This window comes from Magnetospirillum aberrantis SpK (assembly GCF_011022235.1).
Classification (GTDB): domain Bacteria; phylum Pseudomonadota; class Alphaproteobacteria; order Rhodospirillales; family Magnetospirillaceae; genus Magnetospirillum; species Magnetospirillum aberrantis.
The window spans coordinates 65,399-84,295 of record NZ_JAAIYP010000001.1; the positions used below are offsets into that span (position 1 = coordinate 65,399).

Below are 18,897 nucleotides of genomic sequence, written 5' to 3' on the forward strand. Positions count from 1 at the left end.
ACGAAGCCTTTCCCAGGGACGGGTCGGACGTACCGCCGGGCAAACGCGGGGGAATGGCTTGCCTTGACGAAGGCTTCGGTGTAAGCAAACCTGACCCTTAGTGGAGAGAATTCGACGGAAGCGTCCGTTCGCCTCCGTCAAATTCTCTGCACAATTCAATAGATTGGTGGACCGCCTCGCCCCGGTGTTTGGGAACCAGGCGTCTGGGCCGGACCACTGAGCCAAGCAAGGTTTTCCGCGGTGACTTCTACGGTTCATGTGGTCCATTGCGTCGATACTGAAGGCCCGATGGACGAATCGATCCGTGCGACATTCGACCGTTTGAAAAGCATCTTCGGCCTCGATCTGCCTGTTTCCGCCTCCACTCTCGCGGACCTGCAAAATCGACGCATCGATCTCGGGGGTATCGAAGAGGCAGTGGCCCGTGTGGTCGACCCTCAGGTGCTGGGCTACAAGCGCGATTGGGCCCAGGTCGACGAAATGCTCGACCGCATCATGGCCGACGACTTCCGCAACATCCTGGTCGATTCGTTTGGTGGCGGCTGGGTCTACAACTGGCATACCGTCGCCCATGTCGGTTACGACATCAACCCACGGCGGCGCGACGTCGGTTGGCACAATGTTTTCGATCACTACAACGACCGCATCGCCCAGCCCGGATGCCGCGACGGGCAGCATTTCCATTTCCACCCGATGCCGTTCAGCCGCCAGGCCAACCACAATGCCGCCCATTGGTTCGCGAACGGCCTTTCGCTGTACGAGTTGCTGGCGCGCCGCATCATCGAGCGCGGCTGGTTCCCGACGGTGAACCGGCCCGGCTTCCATGTCGAACGCGCGGAATCCCATTGGTTCCTGGAGCAATTCATCCCCTTCGACTACGCCAACCAGGCGTTGAGCGACCAGGACGCGGCGCCCGACATGGCCGGGGGGCGTTGGGGCGACTGGCGGCGGGCACCGACCACCTGGCAGCCCTACCACCCCTCGCACGACGATTACCAAGTGGCGGGCGGATGCCGCCGTTGGGTGATGCGTTGCCTGAACGTCGGCACGCGCAAGGATCTGCTGACCCAGGTCGCGGTCGACCAGGCCTTTGCCGAAGCGCGCGAGGGCAAGCCGGTCGTTCTTTCCTTCACCGACCATGATTTCCGGGAAATGGCCAACGACGTCGATGCCGTGCGCGCCATGCTGGCCTCGGCCCACAGCCGCTATTCCGACGTCCCGTTCCGTTTCTGCGAAGCCCGCGAGGCGGCGCGGCTTGCGCTGGGACTGGACGACCTCCCCGGCAAGCTTTCGCTGACGCTCGTCGGAAACCGTCTTTCGATCAAGGCCGACCGGCCGATTTTCGGGCCGCAGCCTTTCCTGGCGCTCAAGACCCGTTCGGGCCAGTTCGCCCACGACAACCTCGACATCCAAGAGCCGTTCCTGTCGTGGGATTACGTGCTGGACGAACAGACCATTCCGCCAGAGGCTCTGGACCGTGTCGGCGTCGGCTGTGCGTTCGCCAACGGCGCGGCGGCCGTCGCCGTGCTCGACCTCGCCACCGGCCGGGTGTCGGAGACCGCGCCGTGAGCATCGACATCCGCGCGGTCGAGGTCGCCGACCTGCCGGCGCTGCGGCAATTTTCCGACCGTTTCAACCGCCCCGGCTCCAGCACTTTCGCCGACGACTTCTTCGGCTGGCAACATCGGGAATCGGTCGCCGCGACCGAGAGCGGGACACCCGCCGTGGCCTTGGCCGCCTTCGCCGCCGACGGTTCGGTCAAGGGATACGTCACCGCCCATTGGATGCGGCTGTGGCGCCAGGAGGCACAGGTTCCCGGCATCTGGCTGCACGAATGGTTCGTCGACCCGGAAAGCTCGGGAGTGGGCTTCCAGTTGCTGAACAAGCTGGTGCAGGGTTACGACTTCGTCGGCGTGGCCGGCGGCAGCGTCGACACCATGAGCGTGTTCCTGCGGCTGTCTCCGTCCGTGGTGTGGTTCGAACTCTCCCGGCTGGTGGCGGTTCTGTCGCCCCAGGGCTGTCGGCCGCTGCTGGCCACCGAAGAGGCACGCTCGGGTGCCATCCTGCGGGCGCTGACCCCGGCCGCGCCACCGGTGGCCGGGGTGGACGTCCGGCCGCTGGGGCGGTTCGGCACGGAAACCGACGACGCCTGGCAAGCCATGCGCCAGGGATGCTCGCTTGGCGGCAACCGGGACGCGGACACCATGAATTGGCGCTACGCCCGTCATCCCCGCTTCGACTATGGGCGGGCGGTTTTCTCCACGCCTGGCGGCGACGCCATCATGGTATGGCGCATCGAGCCGGTGGGGGGGCTGGATCGCGACGTCAAGGTCGCCCGCCTGTGCGAAGTGATCGGCGCGCCGTCGGCCATCACCGCGGCGATGCCGCACCTGCTGCGTCATGTCGCCGCCGAAGGCGCGGTGTTGTGCGACTTCTTCTGTAGCCATGGCGGAGTGCTCGACGCCGTGACCGCCGGTGGCATGCACCCGACGGTGACCACGCCCTATCTCGATCTGGCGCGCCTGTTCTCGCCGTTGCATTTCGACATGCGCCGCACCATCAACATGGCTTGCTATTGCCGTTCGGCCGACCCCACGGATTTCCGGCGGCCACACGGGTTTCTTTTCACCAAGGGCGACGGCAACCAGGACCGCCCCAACCCGTGACGGCGGGGCTCTCGCATGATAGAGAGTGTTCACCTTTCTCCGGCGACAGGGACAGCAATGACAGCGGACAAGTCGGCGCGGGTGCGCCACGATATCGACGACATGTTTCGTGAAATCCTTGAGTTGCCGGCCGATCATCCCGTCGATGGCGTGACGGTTCTGAACGAACCGCGATGGGATTCGTTGGCCACGGTGTCGTTGATCGCCGCCATCGAAAGCACCTTCGCCATCAAGCTTGACGGCGCCGACTACGAAAGTCTGACGTCGGTGGCCGCGACGCGAATGCTGGTCGAAGAGAAGCTGGGCCTGTAGGACATGGCCACCGAAGCGAATTTCGTCGTCGAGGTGACCCCGGAAAGCGCGCAGGATTTCGCGAGGCTGTCGGGCGACTGGAATCCGCTGCACACCGACGGCGCCTATGCCGCCGGCACGGCGTGGCGGCGGGTCGTCCTGCACGGCGCCTATTCCGCCGGACTGGTCTCGCGCATGGCGGGCATGTTCCTGCCGGGGCGCGACTGCCTGCTCCACAATATGCGATTGCGCTTCGTCGCTCCTGTGGTGCCCCCGGCGGCCCTGGCGGTCAACGGCCGGGTGGTCGCCGACAACGGCGAGACCGGATCGGTGGCGGTGGCCATCACCGACCGCGACAGCGGCATGCTCTATACCGAGGCCAGCTACGATTTCGGCCGTCATCGCCACGACGCGGAACATCCCGCCGCGACAGCCCCAGCGGCGGTGTCCGACGATTGTCCCGAGGACGGATGGGTCTTGGTGAGCGGCGCGAGCGGCGCGCTGGGACAGGCCGTCATGCGCCGTTATGGCGCGCGGGCCGTGGCTTTGACCCGCACCGCCGAAGGATACACGCCGTCCCGGTCCGTCACCCCCGCCTCGGTCGCCGCCGTGGTCCATTGCGGGTGGCCGGCGCCGGACAACCTTGGCCTGTTGCGCCTAGAGGACGTCGCGTCATCGGTCGGCCACGCCGTGGCCAAACCCCTGGAATTGTCCATCGCGGCGGCCCGTCTGTTGCGCGATTACGGCCGCGAGGGGGCGACGCTGGTTCTTGTCGGCTCGACCTCGGCACAGGCCGGGCGGCACAACTGGCGCATGCCGCTCTATTCGCTGGGCAAGTCCACCATGCCGGTGCTGGCCGAAATCCTGGGCATGGAACTGGCCGCCACGCGGCAGCGCTGTCTGTGCGTGGTCTTCGACGTCATCGACGGCGGCATGAACGCCGGCATGTCGCCGCGCGTTCGCCAGATGCACGCCGACCGCTCGCCCTGGCAACGTCTGCTCGACGCCGACGAGGCGGCCGCCCAGGTCGCATGGGTGGTGGACGCCCCGGGCCCGATGGCCAGCGGTGGCTGCATCACATTGAGCGGCGGGGCGTTGCCATGAACCTGATCGAGGCGCGCCGGTTCGTGCGTGCGCATCCTGGGACGACATCCCTGCCGTTCCTGATGGCGACGTCGTGGGACACCGGAACCTTGCCGATCTTCGTCCAGGCGGAAGCCGCGCGACGCGACCGTCAGGCACAAACACGAACCCTTGAGTTCGGCACGCTGGCCCAGACCTTGCTGACTCCTCCCGTCGATGGCGAGGTCGAGGTCTTCCTTCTGTTGCCGTGGGACCTGGTGCCCGAGGCCGATTGGCGCTCGGGGATCCTTGCCCGCAGCCCGGACACCCAGTCCTTGCTGAAACGCGCTGCCGCCAAGATGGCGCTTGTGTCCAGCCGCCCCCTGGCCCGTCCGCTGTATCTTCCGGCCCCCATGCCCCCGATGCAGGCCGACCCCCGTGCGATGGCCGCGCTGGAAGCCGGGTTGGTCACCATCGCGACACAGGCCGGAGCTTCGCTTCTGCCTCCGCACGCCTTTTCCATGTCAAGCTATCTGGGAATGGGCTGCGCCATCGGCGCGACCGCTCAGTGGGAAGCCGCCGCGACCGTGGTCGACGCGGCCTTGGGCGCCGTCACCACCACGCCGCGCAAGGTTCTGGCCACCGATTGCGATGGCGTCTTGTGGGCGGGCGTCGTCGCCGAAGATGGCGCTTCGGCGCTCCGCTTCCACCCCGAAGGCAAGGGCTTCCGCCACTTCCTTTATCAGAGCTCCCTTCGCCGATTGAAGGAAGACGGCGTGCTTTTGGCCGCCGTCAGCCGCAACCGGCCCGAAGACGTCGCCGAGGCGCTGGCCCAGCCCGGCATGGTGCTGAAGGCCGACGACTTCGTCGAGATGGCCGTCAGCTACGACGCCAAGTCGGCCCGGCTGCGCGCCATGGCCGCCCGGCTGAACCTGGGGCTCGATTCGCTGGTCTTCGTCGACGACAACCCGGTGGAAATCGCCGAGGTCAGCCAGGCCCTTCCCCAGGTCACCTGCCTCGCCTTCCCCACCACCGAAGACGAGTTCCCGGCGTTCCTCCATCGCCTAGCGCGCCTGTTCTCCCGCGCGGAAGTGACCGAGGAAGACCGTCGCCGCACCGAATTGTACCGGCTGCGCGAGGCCGTTCCGGTCACTGCCGCTGCTGGCGACCTGACGGCCTTTCTGGCCGGGATGGGAATGCGGCTGGAAATCCGCGACGCCGGAGCCGGGGACTGGACACGCCCCTTCCAGCTCATCAACAAGACCAACCAGTTCAACCTGAACGGCCGCCGCTTCGACGAAGCCGAAATCGCCGAAATTCTGGCTTCGGGGGGAACGCTTTATGCCGGCCGGCTGACCGACCGCAGCGGAGACCACGGCGAGATTCTTGCCTGTCTGGTCGGCGCGGACGGTATCATCGAGGCGTTGGTGCTGTCTTGCCGGGTTTTCCAACGCCGGGTCGAGCACGCCTTTCTGGCCTGGTTGGCCGGGCGGCAACGGGCTCCCGGCGCGCTGCGCTTCGCCGCCACGCCCCGAAACGAACCATTGCGCACGTTCATCCAGGCCCCGCCGTTCCAACATGATGGCAGCGACGGTCTTGTCCGCTTCGACCACAGCGCCATCCGTGCGGCTTTCGAAGACAGCCTGAAACTGGTGGACACGGCGGCATCATGACGCCGGCACCCGTCACCTATTTCATCCAGGTGCCGCTGACCGGCCGGGACCGCCAGCGCTTTGCGATAGACGACCTGCAACATGCCGGCTTTACCGTGCGGGTGGTCGATTTCGGCCCCTTCCTCTTGCCCAACCTGCCGGCCGACCGCAACCATTACGGCAGCCTGGGCGACCTTACCCCGGTCGTCGTCTCGGACCGGGCCGGCATCGACCGCGTCATGGCCGAGTTGAAAGAAAGCGGCGGTCTGGTGGTGTGCCTGATCGCCGGCCGAACCATCGTGCCGGCGGCGGCCGGCATCCTGCGGCGACTGGGCCGGCTGGGGGTGCCTTACATCCAGTTCCTGAACGTGCAGGTTCCGGGAATCGCCCGTGCCGACGGCGTCCAGAAGAAATCCATTCCGTCACGTCTGCTGCACTTCTTACGCAGCGGCAACATCCTGCGTTCCCTGCACGGGCGCATTCCATTGCGGTTTCTGGGCGTCCCCTGCGCCGCCGCCGCCCTTTATGGCGGGCGACTGAGCAAGGGCGGACGCCTGATCGGTCCCACCACGCAGGCCATCGCCGCCCATGCCAGCGATTGGGAACAGGTGAGGACCGCCAGGAACCGTGCCGCCGACGAGCGGCCGGTCGCCGTCTTCCTTGACCAATTCCTGCCGTTTCACCCGGATTTCACCGAAACCGGCGGCCGTCCCCCCGATCCCGCCCTTTATTTCAACAGCTTGCGTCGCCTTTTCGACCGTATTGAACGGGAACTTGGGCTCGAGGTCGTCATCGCCGCCCATCCGCGCGCCGACTACCACGTCCGCGGCGGCGAGCTGTTCGGCAAACGGCGGCTGGTCATCGGCGACACCGCGGGATTGATCCGCGACAGCCGCCTGGTGGTCGCCCATTACAGCTCGGCCATCGGTCTCGCCGCGGCGTTTCTCAAGCCGGTTCTCCTTGTCGGCAGCAAGGACGTGTGGAGCGCCGACCCGGTCATCCTGCGGATGGCCGAGGGATACGCCCAGACATTGCGCCGACCATTGTGGAGCCTGGACGCCGTCGACAGCATCGACCTGACGATGGCGTTGGACGTGGACAAGCCAGCCTATGCCGGCTTTGTCGAAAACTACCTCAAGATGCCCGGCTCGCCGGACGGCTCTCTTGGAGAAATCCTGATCGAGGCATTGACCCGACAGTTCCCCGAGGTCTGCCCCCGGTCGCTCATGGTTCGATCCAGACAGCCGGCCGGTGTCCCATCTGAATGGATCAGTGCACGAGGGAAGCCCCCATCGCCATGACCGAAATCCTTCACTTGCCCGCCTTGCCCCTGTGGAAAGGTGTCACCACCCGTCCCGGACAGTTCAAGACCGCGCCCTTTGCCCTGGTGTGGGACGAGCGCGGCTTCCTGCGCCAGAGCACCGAGGAAGCGGTGCTGCGAGCGGTCCAGGACGCCTATGCCGAGGATGGCTATGTCCACATGTCGCCGCCGCCGGGTGCGTCGGACTGGGCGTCGCGGCGGGGCGATTCGCATCTGGCCTTCGTGCGTCGGGTCTGCCCGCCCCTGGCCGGAGCCAAGGTTCTGGAGATCGGCGCCGGCAGCCTGTACCTGGCCGAGCGTCTGACCACCGATGATTCCGTCGGACATTACGTCGCCGTCGATCCCGCCCTCGACCCCGACCAGCAGCGCCCCGGCATCGAGGTGATTCGCGGCTATTTCGATGCGGAGACCTTTGCCGGAGAAGCGTTCGACCTCGTGTTGTCGTTCCATTGTCTCGAACACATCCCGGACCCCGTGCTTTTTCTGGCCGATCTGCGGCAATCGATCAGCGAGAACGGATGCATCGTCGTCTCCGTTCCCGATGTCGAACCCTTCATCGCAAGCGGCGACTTGAACGGGTTCATTCACGAACATATCAGCTATTTCACCGACACATCCGCGCGGCGGGTCTTCTCCCTGGCCGGGCTGACGGTCATCGGCGTGCAACGGGAAGCCGGAAACCTGGTTTACGCCCTTGCCAAAGGCGCCCGGACAGCGCTGGGCGCGATCCCCATCCCGGATGCCGGCACGGCGGGACTGGCGTCGAGGATCGAGGCTTCGATCCAACACGCGCGCACGGTGCTCCCCGCGGCTCTGAGGCAAGGGCCGCTTGCCCTGCACGGCGCGACCAGCGGGCTTAATTCGTTGTTGTTCCTGGCGTTCGGCGAACAGGGTCTCACCACAGGGGGGGCTGGGCTGCTGTTCGACGGTGACAGTTGCAAGACCGGCGGCTACCTGCCTTTGCTGGATGTCCCCATCCGCCACACGTCGGATGCCGAATACAAATCGGCACGGCGCGTGATCGTTTGCGCGCAAAGTTTCCTGGCCGAGATTCGCAAGGACCTACAGGCAAGGCACGGTCTCGACCCCGCCATCATAGAACCGTTGCTGCCCGAGGGCTGAACACCGCCAGAGGAAGTCCCCCCCCCCCCTTTATTGTTCGTCGGTCAGTCCCATCAGCTTGACCATATGCGCGAAACCGGGATGACGCGCCGACAACTCGCCGAAGTCGCCGCTGTCCTCGATCCGGCCGTCACGCATGAAATGGATGACGTTACAGCGTTTCACCGTGCTCAAACGGTGGGCGACAATGATCAACGTCTTGTCACCGTGCAGTGACTCGATGGCGCGCGTGATCAGGTCCTCGGTGCCTGCGTCCAGCGCCGATGTCGCCTCGTCCATGATCAGGATGTCGGGATCGTGATAAAGCGCGCGGGCAATGCCGACCCGCTGCCTCTGGCCGCCGGACAGGTTGGCAGCCCCTTCACCCAAAAGCGTATCCAGACCCGCCGGCAGGGCCGACACCACGTCGCCCAACTGCGACAGGGCGATGGCTTGGGCCAGCCTGTCCTCGTCGACCTCCTCGGGGGCCAGGCCAAGGGCGATGTTGGCGCGGAGCGTGCCGTCCATCAGGAACACTTCCTGCGGCACATAGCCCACATTGCGCCGCCAGCGGCCCGACAGCCCCAGCACCGACCGGCCGTCGATCAGGATGTCGCCCTGTGTCGGATCGATCAGCCCCAGCAACAGGTCCACCAGCGTCGTCTTGCCCGCCCCCGAAGGACCGACCAAGGCAACCGACGCCCCACGCCTGATGGTGAGGCCGACCCCGGACAGGGCGTCCTGATCGGCACCGGCATAGCGGAAATGGACGTCCTTCAGGCTCAAGGCGTCGGTGAGATGGGCGTCCTGCGTCGCTCCGACCCGTTCGGCGGAGCCGACCTCGGATGCCGTCAAATCACTATGGATGGTGAGCAAGGCCGACCGGCCGACCCGCAAGTTGCTGGCATAGCCCGCCAGCCGGTTGAGGGACGGCATCAGCCTGAAGGCGACCACGCCGAACAGGCCGAGGGTGACCAGGACGTCGCCCGGCGAACGCCCCAACAGCAAAAGCCCGACGACGCCGAGCAGCATCACCGCAATGGCAAGCGTCTCGAGCATGAGACGCGGCAGGCTGGTGGCGAACTGATAGCGGCGCCGCGCCATGCAGTTGCGCACCAGCACGCGCTTGAGGACCGTCGCGAAATACCCTTCGTGCCCACCGGCCTTGATGTCCTTGATCAGACGGAAGGCCTGGCTGACGTTCGAGATGATCTCGCCGTTGGTGTGCTCGTGCTCGCCGCCCCACTGGCTCAGGCGGTTGCGCAATCCGATGTAGAAAGCCACCGTGGTCCCGCCGAACAACACCATGACCGCCAGCGTCGGCCAGGGGTCCACCACCAAGAGCACCAGCAACGTGCCCACGATCACCACCAGTTCGCCGGAAATCAGCACCGACGACAACATCATGCCACCGAAGATCTCGTCCATGGACAAGGTGACGTTGCGCTGCATCTTGGCGCTGGATTGGGTCATGTGGAACTGGTAGCTGGAATTGAGATAGCGCGTGTACAGCTTTGACGCCAGCCTTGACCGCGTGTCCCAGACAAAGCGGAACTGATAGGCGATGACCAACAGCGAAAACAGGTTCTTGCCCACGAACAGACCCAAGGTGAGCAAGGCCAGGATGATGGTGAAGTCCCGTGTCGAAGGCTCTCCCAACCAGCGGTGCAAGGTCATCAGGAACGCGGATTCACTCATGCGGTCGCCATTGGTGACGATCTGCAACAGCGGAATGATCGAACCGATGCCCAGGGCCTCCAGGATCGCCACCAGACTCAGCATGACGCTCAGCAGCACGAGTTGCCGGCGGGCAAGGCCGTCAAGGATTTCCCAAAGCTGGCGGAAGATCAGAAGCATGGCAAGAAACGTCCGTGCATGAATGGGCAAGCCGCCTGATCCGCGCCGACACGGCCGGACCGCAAAGGGCGTCGGGCATTACCGGAAATTGTTCTCGTACTCGGTCTGGGCCCGCTCGTACTGGTCCGGTGTTCCGATGTCGATCCAGAACTCGTGAACCGGGAAGGCGCCGACCCGGTCGTCGCGGGCCAGGGCATCCTCGACCATGTCGGTCATGTTCCACATCTTTTCCGATGGCACGGTGTCGAGCACGTCCGGGTCCACCACGTAGATGCCGGTGTTGAAATAATACGAGAATACGGGTTTTTCGCGCATTCCGGTCACCCGGGTACCGTCCAGGTCGACCACGCCATAGGCCACCTTGTGATGTTCGTGGCGCACGGCCATGGTCAGCTTGTTTCCTTCGCTGCAATGGAATTGCAGCATGTCCTTCAAGGAGACGTTGGTCAGCAAATCGCCGTTGATGACCACGAACGGCGCCGCCGGCCGTTCCGGCAGCAAGGACAGGCTGCCGGCGGTGCCCAGCATGGTGTCGCCTTCCATCAGGAAGTCCACCCGGTCCCGATAGGACGAAACCTCGCTGACCGCCTTGATGATCATGTCGCTCTTGTAATTGAGCGAGATGAACACCCGCTCGAACCCCTCGGTCAGGATCTGGTCGAGCAGAATGAACAGCAGCGGGCGCCCCCCCACGGTGAGCAGCGGTTTGGGAATCCGCTCGGTCATGGGGCGGAGCCGGGTTCCCAGACCGCCGGCCATGATCACCACCATGTTGTCGGGATTGTCCACCTGAAGGTGGACGAAGTCGTCCATGAAACGGACGTCGACCACACGTCCGTCGCCATCGACCAACGGCAGTTGGACACAATTGGTGTGGCGCATCCGGCCGACGATGTCGGAATCACTGGCGTACTGGCCCAGGATCACCGGGTGAGGGTTCATGATTTCCGACACCGGCCGGTCCAGCGGCACATGGTCAAGGATAGCCTTGCGAATGTCGTAATCCGTCACGATGCCCAACAAACGATAATCGGCGCCGGTGATCAGCATGATCTTGCGGGCGCATCGAGTGAGCGACTCGATGGCCTGTAGAATCGACACGTCGGGGGCAAGCCGCAACGAATCCAGTTCGGCGGGGGTCAGATGGCGGTTCATCGGTTGAAGACGTCGGTTTTGTAAAGGCGAAGGTTGGCTGGGTTGCTGAACCATTCCGCCGTTTCGGCGATGCCGCGGCGGAACCCGTCCAAACCGCCATAGGCCGGCGCCCAGCCGGTCAGGCGGGCGGCCTTGGCGTTGTCGGCCCACAGGCGCTCGACCTCGCTCAAAGCCGGACGCAGGCGCTGGTCGTCTTGTTCGACGGTCACGTCGCGGCCCAACACTTCGGCGATCACGCGCACGGTGTCGCCGATGGAGATTTCGAAGTTGCTGCCGACGTTCACCACCTCGCCCACCGCCTGTTCGGACTGGGCGACCGCGATAAAGCCGGCGGCCACGTCACGCACGAAGTTGAAATCGCGGGTCGGATGCAGCGACCCCAGCCGGATGGCCGTCTGCCCCCCCAGGATCTGGCTGATGATGGTGGGAATCACCGCACGCGCCGATTGCCGCGGACCGTAGGTGTTGAACGGCCGGATCACCGACACCGGCAGCCCGAAGGACTTGTGGAACGACAGCGCCATCTGATCGGCGCCGATCTTGCTGGCGGCGTAGGGCGACTGCCCCTGCAAGGGGTGTTCCTCGGTGATCGGCACGAAACGGGCGGTGCCGTACACTTCGCTGGTCGACGTGTGGACGAAGCGCGACACCCCGGCCTCGCGCGCCGCCTGCAACAGGTTCAAGGTGCCGGTGACGTTGGTGTCGACATAGGATTGCGGCGCCACATAAGAGTAAGGGATGGCGATCAGGGCCGCCAGATGCAGGACCAGGTCACAGCCGGCCACCGCCGCACGCATGGCGTGGGGGTCGCGGACGTCGCCGCTGACCACCTCGATCGCCGCGCGGATTTCCGGCGCCGCAGAATCCAGCCAGCCCCAGCTGTTGAAGGAATTGTATTCGACAAGAGAACGCACCGCAAAGCCGCGGCGAACCAGTTCCTCGGTCAGGTGGCTGCCGATGAAGCCACCGGCCCCGGTCACCAACACCCGCTGGAAGGCCATCATGTACAGTCACGTCCTTTTTGATTGGGTCGTGAACGGCGCCGGCCCCGAGCCTGGCGCGTCACGACACGAAAGTCTGCATGCGGAAGGCCGGGCAACAGGTGCGCCGACATCGTCGCCAATGACCGGCTATCCCTTATCATACCGTCGCACCCCACGCCATTTCAAATCAGGGCGGCATCCGCCAGTCAAAAGCCACAAAATACGCGGCGGTTGACCTTTTCCGCGGCGGCACGATATGATGCCGAGCTTCAAGCGCATGAAGGAATGCTTAGGAAATGCTAGCAATTGTAGACCTTCAGATCAGCAATCTGCAATCAGTCCTAAATGCATTCAAGAGAATTAACTTAAACGGCAAAGTATCGTCAGACCCAAACGATATCGCAAAGGCGTCGGCGATTATCCTTCCGGGTGTCGGACACTTTGCCAAAGGCTCGGAACGACTTAAGTCAACCGGAATCGGCGAGGTCATCGCCCAGCGCAGCAAAGCCGACAAAGTGCCCGTCCTTGGAATTTGCCTGGGCATGCAATTGCTGGCCGAAAGCAGCGAAGAGGGGGCGAACGCCCCCGGTCTGGGACTGATCAAGGGCAAGGTCATCAAGCTTGACCCGACCGAACCCGGCTACCGCATCCCCAATATCAGCTGGTACTACGTCGATCCCTGCCGTTCCGGCGTGCTGTTCGCGGATTCGGACAAGCGGGAATCGTTCTATTTCGTCCACAGCTACCACATGGTTCCCGACGACCCGGCGGATGTCGCCGCGACCATCGACTACAGCGGCCGCAAGGTCTGCGCCGCCGTCGAGAAGGAAAACGTCTTCGGCATGCAGTTCCATCCTGAAAAGAGCCAGGACGCCGGGCTGGACTTGCTCAACGATTTCAAGATTCACCTTGAACGACAGGGACTTGCCTGACCATGTCGATGCCCCGACTCATTGTCTGCCTTCTGGTCAAGAACGGCATGATCGTGCGCAGCGAATCCTTCCTGCGTCACCAAATCATCGGCAACCCCATCAGCACCGTCGCGCGCCTGTCGAACTGGAACGTCGACGAGTTGGTGATCCTGGACATCAGCGAACAGGACTACCACGACATGCGCCGCGACGACCTGGCCATCCGCCAGGGCGGCGACGACACGACGCTGGGACTGTTGCGGCGCATCGCCACGGTGACCTGCATGCCGCTGTCGTTCGGCGGCCGCATCGGCTCGATCGAGGACATCCGTGCCCGGCTTGAGGCCGGCGCCGACAAGTGCGTCATCAACACCGCGGCCTTCGAACGCCCGGAACTGATCCGCGAAGCCGCCGAACAATTCGGGTCGCAATGCGTCGTCGTCAGCATCGACGCCCGCCGCCACGAGGACGGACGGCTCGAGGCGTTCGTCGACCGCGGCCGCAAGGCCACCGGACTGACCCCGGCGGAACTGGCCCGCAAGGTCGAGGCGCTGGGCGCCGGCGAAATCTTCCTCAATTCCATCGACCGCGACGGCGCCGCCAACGGCTACGACCTGGAACTGGTCAAGAGCGTCACCGAGGCCGTGCGCATTCCGGTGATCGCCTGCGGTGGCGTCGGCCGCTACGAAGACTTCGCCCCCGGCGTGACCGAGGGCCAGGCCAGCGCCGTGGCCGCCGCCAACATCTTCCACTTCTTCGAACTGGCCTATCCCTATGCCAAGCGCGCCTGCATCGAGGCCGGCCTGGACATGCGCAAGGTGGCCCTGAACAGCCGCTGGTTTCCGCGCGAACCGGTTTACGACGTCGAGGCCGAGACCGCGCGCATCAACGACCGCCTGGAACGGGCCAAGGCCAACCTGGGACCGCGCAGCATATTGTCCAACCGGCCGCCCAAGGTGCGGTATTGCCGCAGCTGCCTTTACCCTTCGAGCTCGGCCACCTACATGGAATTCGACGAGCACGGGGTCTGCATGGGATGCCGGCAGTCGAACACCAAGTTCGAATACCCGCCCGAGGAATGGGAGCGCCGCAGGCAGCTTCTGATCGACATCCTGGAAAAGCACCGCTGCCCCTATGGTAGCCGCCATGATTGCGTCATCGGCGTTTCCGGCGGCAAAGACAGCTATTTCCAGGCCCATTACATCAAGAGCCTGGGCTTCAACCCGCTGCTGGTCACCTATTTCGGCAACAACTACACCGAAGTCGGCCTGCGCAACCTGTACCGGATGAAGGACGTCCTGGGACTGGACCACGTGGTGGTCTATCCCAGCGTCCAGACCCTGAAGAAGCTCAACCGCCTGGGCCTGATCGTCATGGGCGACATGAACTGGCACGCCCATATCGGCATCGGCACCACCCCCATGCGCGAGGCGGTGCTGCGTGGAATTCCGCTGGTGATCTGGGGCGAACATGGCGAGATGGACCTGAGCGGCCAGTTCTCCATGAACGACATGCTGGAGCGGACCTACCGCTACCGCCTGGAACGCGACGCCCGCGGCTACGAATGGAACTACATGGTCGGGCGCGAGGGGTTGACGGCGCAGGACATGTCGCTGTGGACCTATCCCTCGGACCAGCAGATATACGACCTTGGCCTCAAGATTCTGTTCCTCAGCAACTACACGCTGTGGGAAGGCAACGACAACCTCAAGGTCTCGCAGGAACTTTATGGTTTCGAGGTCCCGGACATCTCGTTCGAACGCACCTACCGCAAGGGGTCCAACCTCGACGACATGCACGAAAACGGCATGCACGACTACCTGAAGTACATCAAATTCGGCTATGGCCGGTGCACCGACCACGCCACCAAAGACATCCGGGCGGGAAAAATGACTCGCGCCCGCGGGGTGGAATTGGTGCGTCAGTATGACCATGTGAAGTCCAGCGACCTGAAACGGTGGTTGGAGTATGTCGGCATGAGCGAAGCCGAGTTCGACGCCATCGCCGACACCTTCCGCGATCCGCGCGTGTGGTGGCGCGGCGAGAACGGTGCCTGGGCCAAAGACAATATCTGGGACGAGGATTTCGGGTCATGAGTCTGAAGAACCGCATCCAGGTTCAATACCAGACGGATCGGGAAGCCGGTTACCTGACCGAACTTCCGCCAATTCCCCGCAACATGATGTTGGAACTGTCCAACGCATGCAACCACAGCTGCGCCTTCTGTCCCAGCGCCCACATGCGGCGCAAGCGGGGACTGATGTCCGACACCGTCGCCGAACGCGTCATTTCCGAAGCCGCCGCCGCCGGAGTACGCGAGATCGGCTTTTATTCGACCGGCGAACCGTTCGTCCACAAGGGCCTGGCCCGGCTGGTCGCCCACGCAAAGAAGGTCGGCATCACCTACACCTACATCTCGACCAACGGCGCGCTGGCGACCCCGGAACGGGCGGCCAAGGTGCTTGAGGCCGGACTGGATTCCATCAAGTTCTCGGTCAACGCCGGTTCGCGCGAGACCTACAAGGCCATCCACGGCGCGGACGACTTCGAAACGGTGAAGCGGAACATCCAGTTCATCGCCGATTACCGTCGCGAGCACAAGGCGCCGCTCAAGCTGTTCGCGACCTGCGTGGTCACCAAGCTTGTCGAGCACGAGGTCCCGGCCATCCGCGACTGGCTCAGCCCTTTGGTGGACGAGGTCCAGTTCAATCCCTGCGCCCCCTTCAACTGGCCGGAACAGGCGCTTTCCGGGCAGGCGGAAATCTGCCACCTGCCCTTCAACCGGCTGCACGTGACCTGCGAAGGTTATCTGACCCTGTGCTGCGTGGACTACCAGAACTATCTGGCGGTGGCGGACCTCAACCAGATGAGCCTGACCGAGGCCTGGCATTCGGAGGCCTATGCCAAGGCCCGCCGCATGCACCTTGAGGACAAGATGGCGGGCACGCTGTGCGGCCGGTGCTGGCGCAACGCCCCCGATCCGGTCGAGCCGCTGATCCCGGCCCTGGCCGACGTCATCGATTATGAAGAGTACGACCAGTCCCAACGCCAGACCATCTTGGAAAGCTTGCGGACGAACTTTGTGGAGACCGGCGAATGACCGTTACCAATGCGCCGCAGGTGGACAGCAGCGCCGATTTCAGGGAATACGTGTTCAGCGAGGAATGGAAATCCCACAAGGGTCCTGATTTCGACGAATATCGCCGCCTGTGGCACGACGTGCCGGCCAGTTGCCAGGATCTCGGTTATCCGCTCAATCTCGACATCGAGACCACGGACATCTGCAACCTGAGCTGCCCGGGTTGCCCGCGCACCGTCATGGCCGAAAACGACCAGTTGACCATGCGCCGGATGAGTCGCGAGGAATACGCCCGCCTGATCGACCAGGCGGTCGAGATGGGGGTCAAGGCGACCAAGCTGATGTACAACGGCGAGCCGTTGGCTCACAAGGACGTGATCTGGCAAGTCGAATACGCCAAGAACCGTGGCATTCTCGACGTCATCATGAACAGCAACGCCACGTTGCTGCGTCAAGACACCGCCGAGGGTCTGCTGAAGGCCGGCCTTGACGGCATCTTCTTCTCCATCGACGCCGCCTCCCCCGATGTCTACGAACAGCGCCGCATCGGCGCCCGTTTCGGTCAGGTCATCGACAACATCCACAACTTCATCAAGCTGCGCAACCAGCTGCGCCCCTCTTGCCGCACCCGCATCAGCATGGTGATGTTCGAGGGCGAGGAATGGCGCGACCAGTTCAACGCCCTCAGGGTCATGTGGGGCGGGCTGGTGGATTCCATCGGCTACAGCGTCGCCACCGACTACGAAGACCGTTCGGTCAGGACGCCGGTGCCGGGCTGGCGGTGTTCTCAGCCGTTCCAGCGCATGGTGCTGAAGATCAACGGCAACGTCACCGTCTGCTGCCCCGACACCTGGGACGAGTTGAAGATCGGCGACTGGCGCGAGACGCCGTTGAAGGACCTTTGGAACAGCGACGCGGCCAAGGCCATCCGCAAGGCCCATGCCGAAGGGGCGTACCACAGCGTCGACCGTTGCGCGCGTTGCTCCTATCCCTTCCTGGAAAAGGCTGTCTGACAAGGCGCCGTCGATGCTGACTTCGCTGATCCGCTGGTTGCGCAACCACCTGCGCCGCCCCGAATCCCCCATGCCGTTGGGCACGCCGATGTCGCCCACCGACGCCGTGGCGGAACGGTCCAGCCGCGCCGCGACCGAGGCTCTGTTCGCCGCGACCCCGGCCTGTGCCGCCATCGCCACGGCGTTCGTGCGCTTCGTCGGCGGCGATCCCGAAGGGGCTCGGGTCATCCGCAAGTCGCTGCATATCGCGTTCGAGGACCGGTTGCGGGCTCTCGCCCTGTCCGCCGATCCCCCGGAACGCAACGGCTTCGGCCCGCTCGGCGAACTCACGCTGGGATGGCCGCTGGACCGGGCGGCGGCCAAGGTTCTGGACCTGGCACCGCCGCCGCCGCGCCGGGACCTGCATTTCATGGCGCTGGGCGGCGCCTTGTCGCAAGGGGCCTTGTTGATCCGCGAAGCGGTGGCCGCCCTGTTCCAGCCGGGTCGTCCGTCACCCGTCCGGCGGCGTTTCCCCGTCGCCAGCCCCAATGTCGGCAACGACGAATATTGGGCCGCCATCCTGGCTCCGGTGCGGGCGAAGACACGACCGCAGGACGACATCTTGCTGCTGGTCAATGACCAAGTCCGTTGCAGCGATGCCGGGCCGGGCACCATCGCCATCGATCCCAAACGTTTGCCGGTCCGCCGTTGGCGATGGCTTTGGCTGGTGGTGCTGCCGGCGTTGCGTTTGGTCGGCGCGGTCGGGTGGCGCGTGCTCGCCGCGCCGTTCCAGGGAGCCACCCTGGAAGCGGCGCGCGGGGCATTGTTCGAGGCGCGGCAGACCTTGCCGACCCTGCGGTTGCTGGAGAATTTCGAGGTCGGGAGCTATCTCGACTACAATGAGTATACTGCCACCCATATCGCCCGCGCCTGTGTGTTGCGGCGCGCGGGGGCACAGATGGTGCGCTGGCCCCATTGCGTGATGGACAATCCCGGTGCCGCCCAATCCTATCTGGGATACGACCTGTTCCTGTCCGGGGGCGTGGTCGAAAGCCGCGACCATTCCGCCTCGTGGTCGCCAACGCTGCGTGCCATGCCGGTCGGACTGGTCAGGAACGACCGGCGGCTGAACCAGGGCACGCGGGTCATTCCCGCCATCGAGAACCGGGTGGGGGCCCATCGTGCGGGCGGCGGACGGGTGGCCGCGTTCTTCGGCATGAGCCCGGTTCCCGGAATGGAGGTCCCCGTCGGGCAAAGCCTTGAAGCGGTCGCCCGCCTTCTGGAAGGGCAGCCGGACTGGCTGTTGGTCGTCAAGGCCAAGGGCGACCGCTCGCTTCAGGTACTCGAAGGGCTGTTCCCGCGATGCCCGGCTTTCCAGCGGATGCAGGCGGCGGGCCAGGTACTGGTGGTGCCATACCACCAACGGGGCGAGGAAACCTGTGCCGCCGGCTGGCTTTGCGGCCAGATGGATTTCGGCGTCGGCTTCGGCTCGGTCCAGGCCGAAGCCCTGGTTTTTGGCCTTCCCATGTTCTGTTACTATCCGGTCATGCAGGACACTCCGACGCAACACCTGTTGGCCGAACATGGTCTGCTGCACGATTCCATCGCCACTTTCGAGGCGGCGCTCCAGCGCTGGCTGGACGCGCCAGAAGCCTTTGACCTGCCCGTCCAGGCCTGTCGCGAGGCCTACGACCACTTCGCCGACGACACGGCGTTGGACAGGGTCGCCGATATCCTGTGGCCACGGACGCAAGGCCACCCGCGCGCCGATCAACCTTGATCGGCGGACACTTGCCGCTTAATGTGCTGCCCGATGAAACCGGACGC

General features: G+C 64.5%; 15 protein-coding genes. 12 read left to right on the plus strand and 3 right to left on the minus strand.

The window, feature by feature from the left end; translation table 11 throughout:
* Positions 1-240 precede the first annotated feature (240 nt).
* The 7 genes from G4223_RS00285 to G4223_RS00315 are packed head-to-tail and all read left to right on the plus strand — an operon-like array spanning position 241 to position 8,114.
* The gene (locus G4223_RS00285) at positions 241-1,569 is read left to right on the plus strand and encodes a hypothetical protein (protein WP_163673578.1); all 1,329 of its coding nucleotides are present in this window, start codon (positions 241-243) and stop codon (positions 1,567-1,569) included.
* Positions 1,566-2,666 carry a hypothetical protein gene (locus G4223_RS00290; RefSeq protein WP_163673580.1) on the plus strand — a complete coding sequence of 367 codons (1,101 nt, stop codon included), beginning with the start codon at positions 1,566-1,568 and terminating at the stop codon, positions 2,664-2,666. Before G4223_RS00285 ends, G4223_RS00290 begins: the two co-directional genes overlap by 4 nt.
* Before the next feature lie 57 nt (positions 2,667-2,723).
* Positions 2,724-2,978, plus strand: a complete 255-nt coding sequence (locus G4223_RS00295) for an acyl carrier protein (protein WP_163673582.1) — start codon at positions 2,724-2,726, stop codon at positions 2,976-2,978.
* Positions 2,979-2,981: 3 nt separating this feature from the next.
* Positions 2,982-4,061 (plus strand): MaoC/PaaZ C-terminal domain-containing protein, encoded by a 1,080-nt coding sequence (locus G4223_RS00300; RefSeq protein ID WP_163673584.1) that lies wholly within the window; start codon positions 2,982-2,984, stop codon positions 4,059-4,061.
* Positions 4,058-5,692, plus strand: coding sequence for an HAD-IIIC family phosphatase (locus tag G4223_RS00305; RefSeq protein WP_163673586.1), 1,635 nt, complete (start codon positions 4,058-4,060; stop codon positions 5,690-5,692). Before G4223_RS00300 ends, G4223_RS00305 begins: the two co-directional genes overlap by 4 nt.
* Positions 5,689-6,972 (plus strand): hypothetical protein, encoded by a 1,284-nt coding sequence (locus tag G4223_RS00310; protein WP_163673588.1) that lies wholly within the window; start codon positions 5,689-5,691, stop codon positions 6,970-6,972. Before G4223_RS00305 ends, G4223_RS00310 begins: the two co-directional genes overlap by 4 nt.
* Positions 6,969-8,114: a class I SAM-dependent methyltransferase gene (locus G4223_RS00315; RefSeq protein WP_163673590.1), complete on the plus strand. Its 1,146-nt coding sequence runs from the start codon at positions 6,969-6,971 to the stop codon at positions 8,112-8,114. The genes G4223_RS00310 and G4223_RS00315 overlap by 4 nt, the downstream gene beginning before the upstream one ends.
* 30 nt (positions 8,115-8,144) lie before the next feature.
* On the opposite strand, the gene G4223_RS00320 is transcribed toward G4223_RS00315, so the two are convergent.
* The 3 genes from G4223_RS00320 to G4223_RS00330 all read right to left on the minus strand — a co-directional run bounded on the left by G4223_RS00320 (position 8,145) and on the right by G4223_RS00330 (position 12,109).
* Positions 8,145-9,950, minus strand: coding sequence for an ABC transporter ATP-binding protein (locus tag G4223_RS00320; RefSeq protein ID WP_163673592.1), 1,806 nt, complete (start codon positions 9,948-9,950; stop codon positions 8,145-8,147).
* 78 nt (positions 9,951-10,028) lie between these two features.
* Positions 10,029-11,105, minus strand: a complete 1,077-nt coding sequence (locus tag G4223_RS00325) for a nucleotidyltransferase family protein (RefSeq protein WP_163673595.1) — start codon at positions 11,103-11,105, stop codon at positions 10,029-10,031.
* Positions 11,102-12,109: an NAD-dependent 4,6-dehydratase LegB gene (locus G4223_RS00330; protein ID WP_205762297.1), complete on the minus strand. Its 1,008-nt coding sequence runs from the start codon at positions 12,107-12,109 to the stop codon at positions 11,102-11,104. The genes G4223_RS00325 and G4223_RS00330 overlap by 4 nt, the downstream gene beginning before the upstream one ends.
* A 275-nt stretch (positions 12,110-12,384) precedes the next feature.
* Between G4223_RS00330 and hisH the strand changes: the two genes are divergently transcribed.
* The 5 genes from hisH to G4223_RS00355 are packed head-to-tail and all read left to right on the plus strand — an operon-like array spanning position 12,385 to position 18,850.
* On the plus strand, positions 12,385-13,020 hold the full coding sequence (hisH, locus tag G4223_RS00335; RefSeq protein WP_163673597.1) for an imidazole glycerol phosphate synthase subunit HisH: 636 nt from the start codon (positions 12,385-12,387) through the stop codon (positions 13,018-13,020).
* A gap of 2 nt (positions 13,021-13,022) precedes the next feature.
* Positions 13,023-15,095 carry an N-acetyl sugar amidotransferase gene (locus G4223_RS00340; RefSeq protein ID WP_163673599.1) on the plus strand — a complete coding sequence of 691 codons (2,073 nt, stop codon included), beginning with the start codon at positions 13,023-13,025 and terminating at the stop codon, positions 15,093-15,095.
* A complete protein-coding gene (locus G4223_RS00345) occupies positions 15,092-16,099 on the plus strand; it encodes a radical SAM/SPASM domain-containing protein (protein ID WP_163673601.1) in 1,008 nt (335 codons plus the stop codon). Before G4223_RS00340 ends, G4223_RS00345 begins: the two co-directional genes overlap by 4 nt.
* On the plus strand, positions 16,096-17,091 hold the full coding sequence (locus G4223_RS00350) for a radical SAM/SPASM domain-containing protein (protein ID WP_163673602.1): 996 nt from the start codon (positions 16,096-16,098) through the stop codon (positions 17,089-17,091). Before G4223_RS00345 ends, G4223_RS00350 begins: the two co-directional genes overlap by 4 nt.
* 13 nt (positions 17,092-17,104) lie before the next feature.
* Positions 17,105-18,850, plus strand: a complete 1,746-nt coding sequence (locus G4223_RS00355; protein WP_163673604.1) for a hypothetical protein — start codon at positions 17,105-17,107, stop codon at positions 18,848-18,850.
* The last annotated feature ends 47 nt before the right edge of the window (positions 18,851-18,897 follow it).

Bases quoted from the DNA above. Each gene is read 5' to 3' on its own strand.
- G4223_RS00340 (WP_163673599.1), top strand. From the start codon at position 13,023: ATGTCGATGCCCCGACTCATTGTCTGCCTTCTGGTCAAGAACGGCATG.
- G4223_RS00320 (WP_163673592.1), bottom strand. From the start codon at position 9,950: ATGCTTCTGATCTTCCGCCAGCTTTGGGAAATCCTTGACGGCCTTGCC.
- G4223_RS00350 (WP_163673602.1), top strand. From the start codon at position 16,096: ATGACCGTTACCAATGCGCCGCAGGTGGACAGCAGCGCCGATTTCAGG.
- G4223_RS00300 (WP_163673584.1), top strand. From the start codon at position 2,982: ATGGCCACCGAAGCGAATTTCGTCGTCGAGGTGACCCCGGAAAGCGCG.
- G4223_RS00355 (WP_163673604.1), top strand. From the start codon at position 17,105: ATGCTGACTTCGCTGATCCGCTGGTTGCGCAACCACCTGCGCCGCCCC.
- G4223_RS00295 (WP_163673582.1), top strand. From the start codon at position 2,724: ATGACAGCGGACAAGTCGGCGCGGGTGCGCCACGATATCGACGACATG.
- G4223_RS00330 (WP_205762297.1), bottom strand. From the start codon at position 12,109: ATGATGGCCTTCCAGCGGGTGTTGGTGACCGGGGCCGGTGGCTTCATC.
- G4223_RS00315 (WP_163673590.1), top strand. From the start codon at position 6,969: ATGACCGAAATCCTTCACTTGCCCGCCTTGCCCCTGTGGAAAGGTGTC.
- G4223_RS00305 (WP_163673586.1), top strand. From the start codon at position 4,058: ATGAACCTGATCGAGGCGCGCCGGTTCGTGCGTGCGCATCCTGGGACG.
- G4223_RS00310 (WP_163673588.1), top strand. From the start codon at position 5,689: ATGACGCCGGCACCCGTCACCTATTTCATCCAGGTGCCGCTGACCGGC.
- G4223_RS00325 (WP_163673595.1), bottom strand. From the start codon at position 11,105: ATGAACCGCCATCTGACCCCCGCCGAACTGGATTCGTTGCGGCTTGCC.
- G4223_RS00345 (WP_163673601.1), top strand. From the start codon at position 15,092: ATGAGTCTGAAGAACCGCATCCAGGTTCAATACCAGACGGATCGGGAA.
- hisH (WP_163673597.1), top strand. From the start codon at position 12,385: ATGCTAGCAATTGTAGACCTTCAGATCAGCAATCTGCAATCAGTCCTA.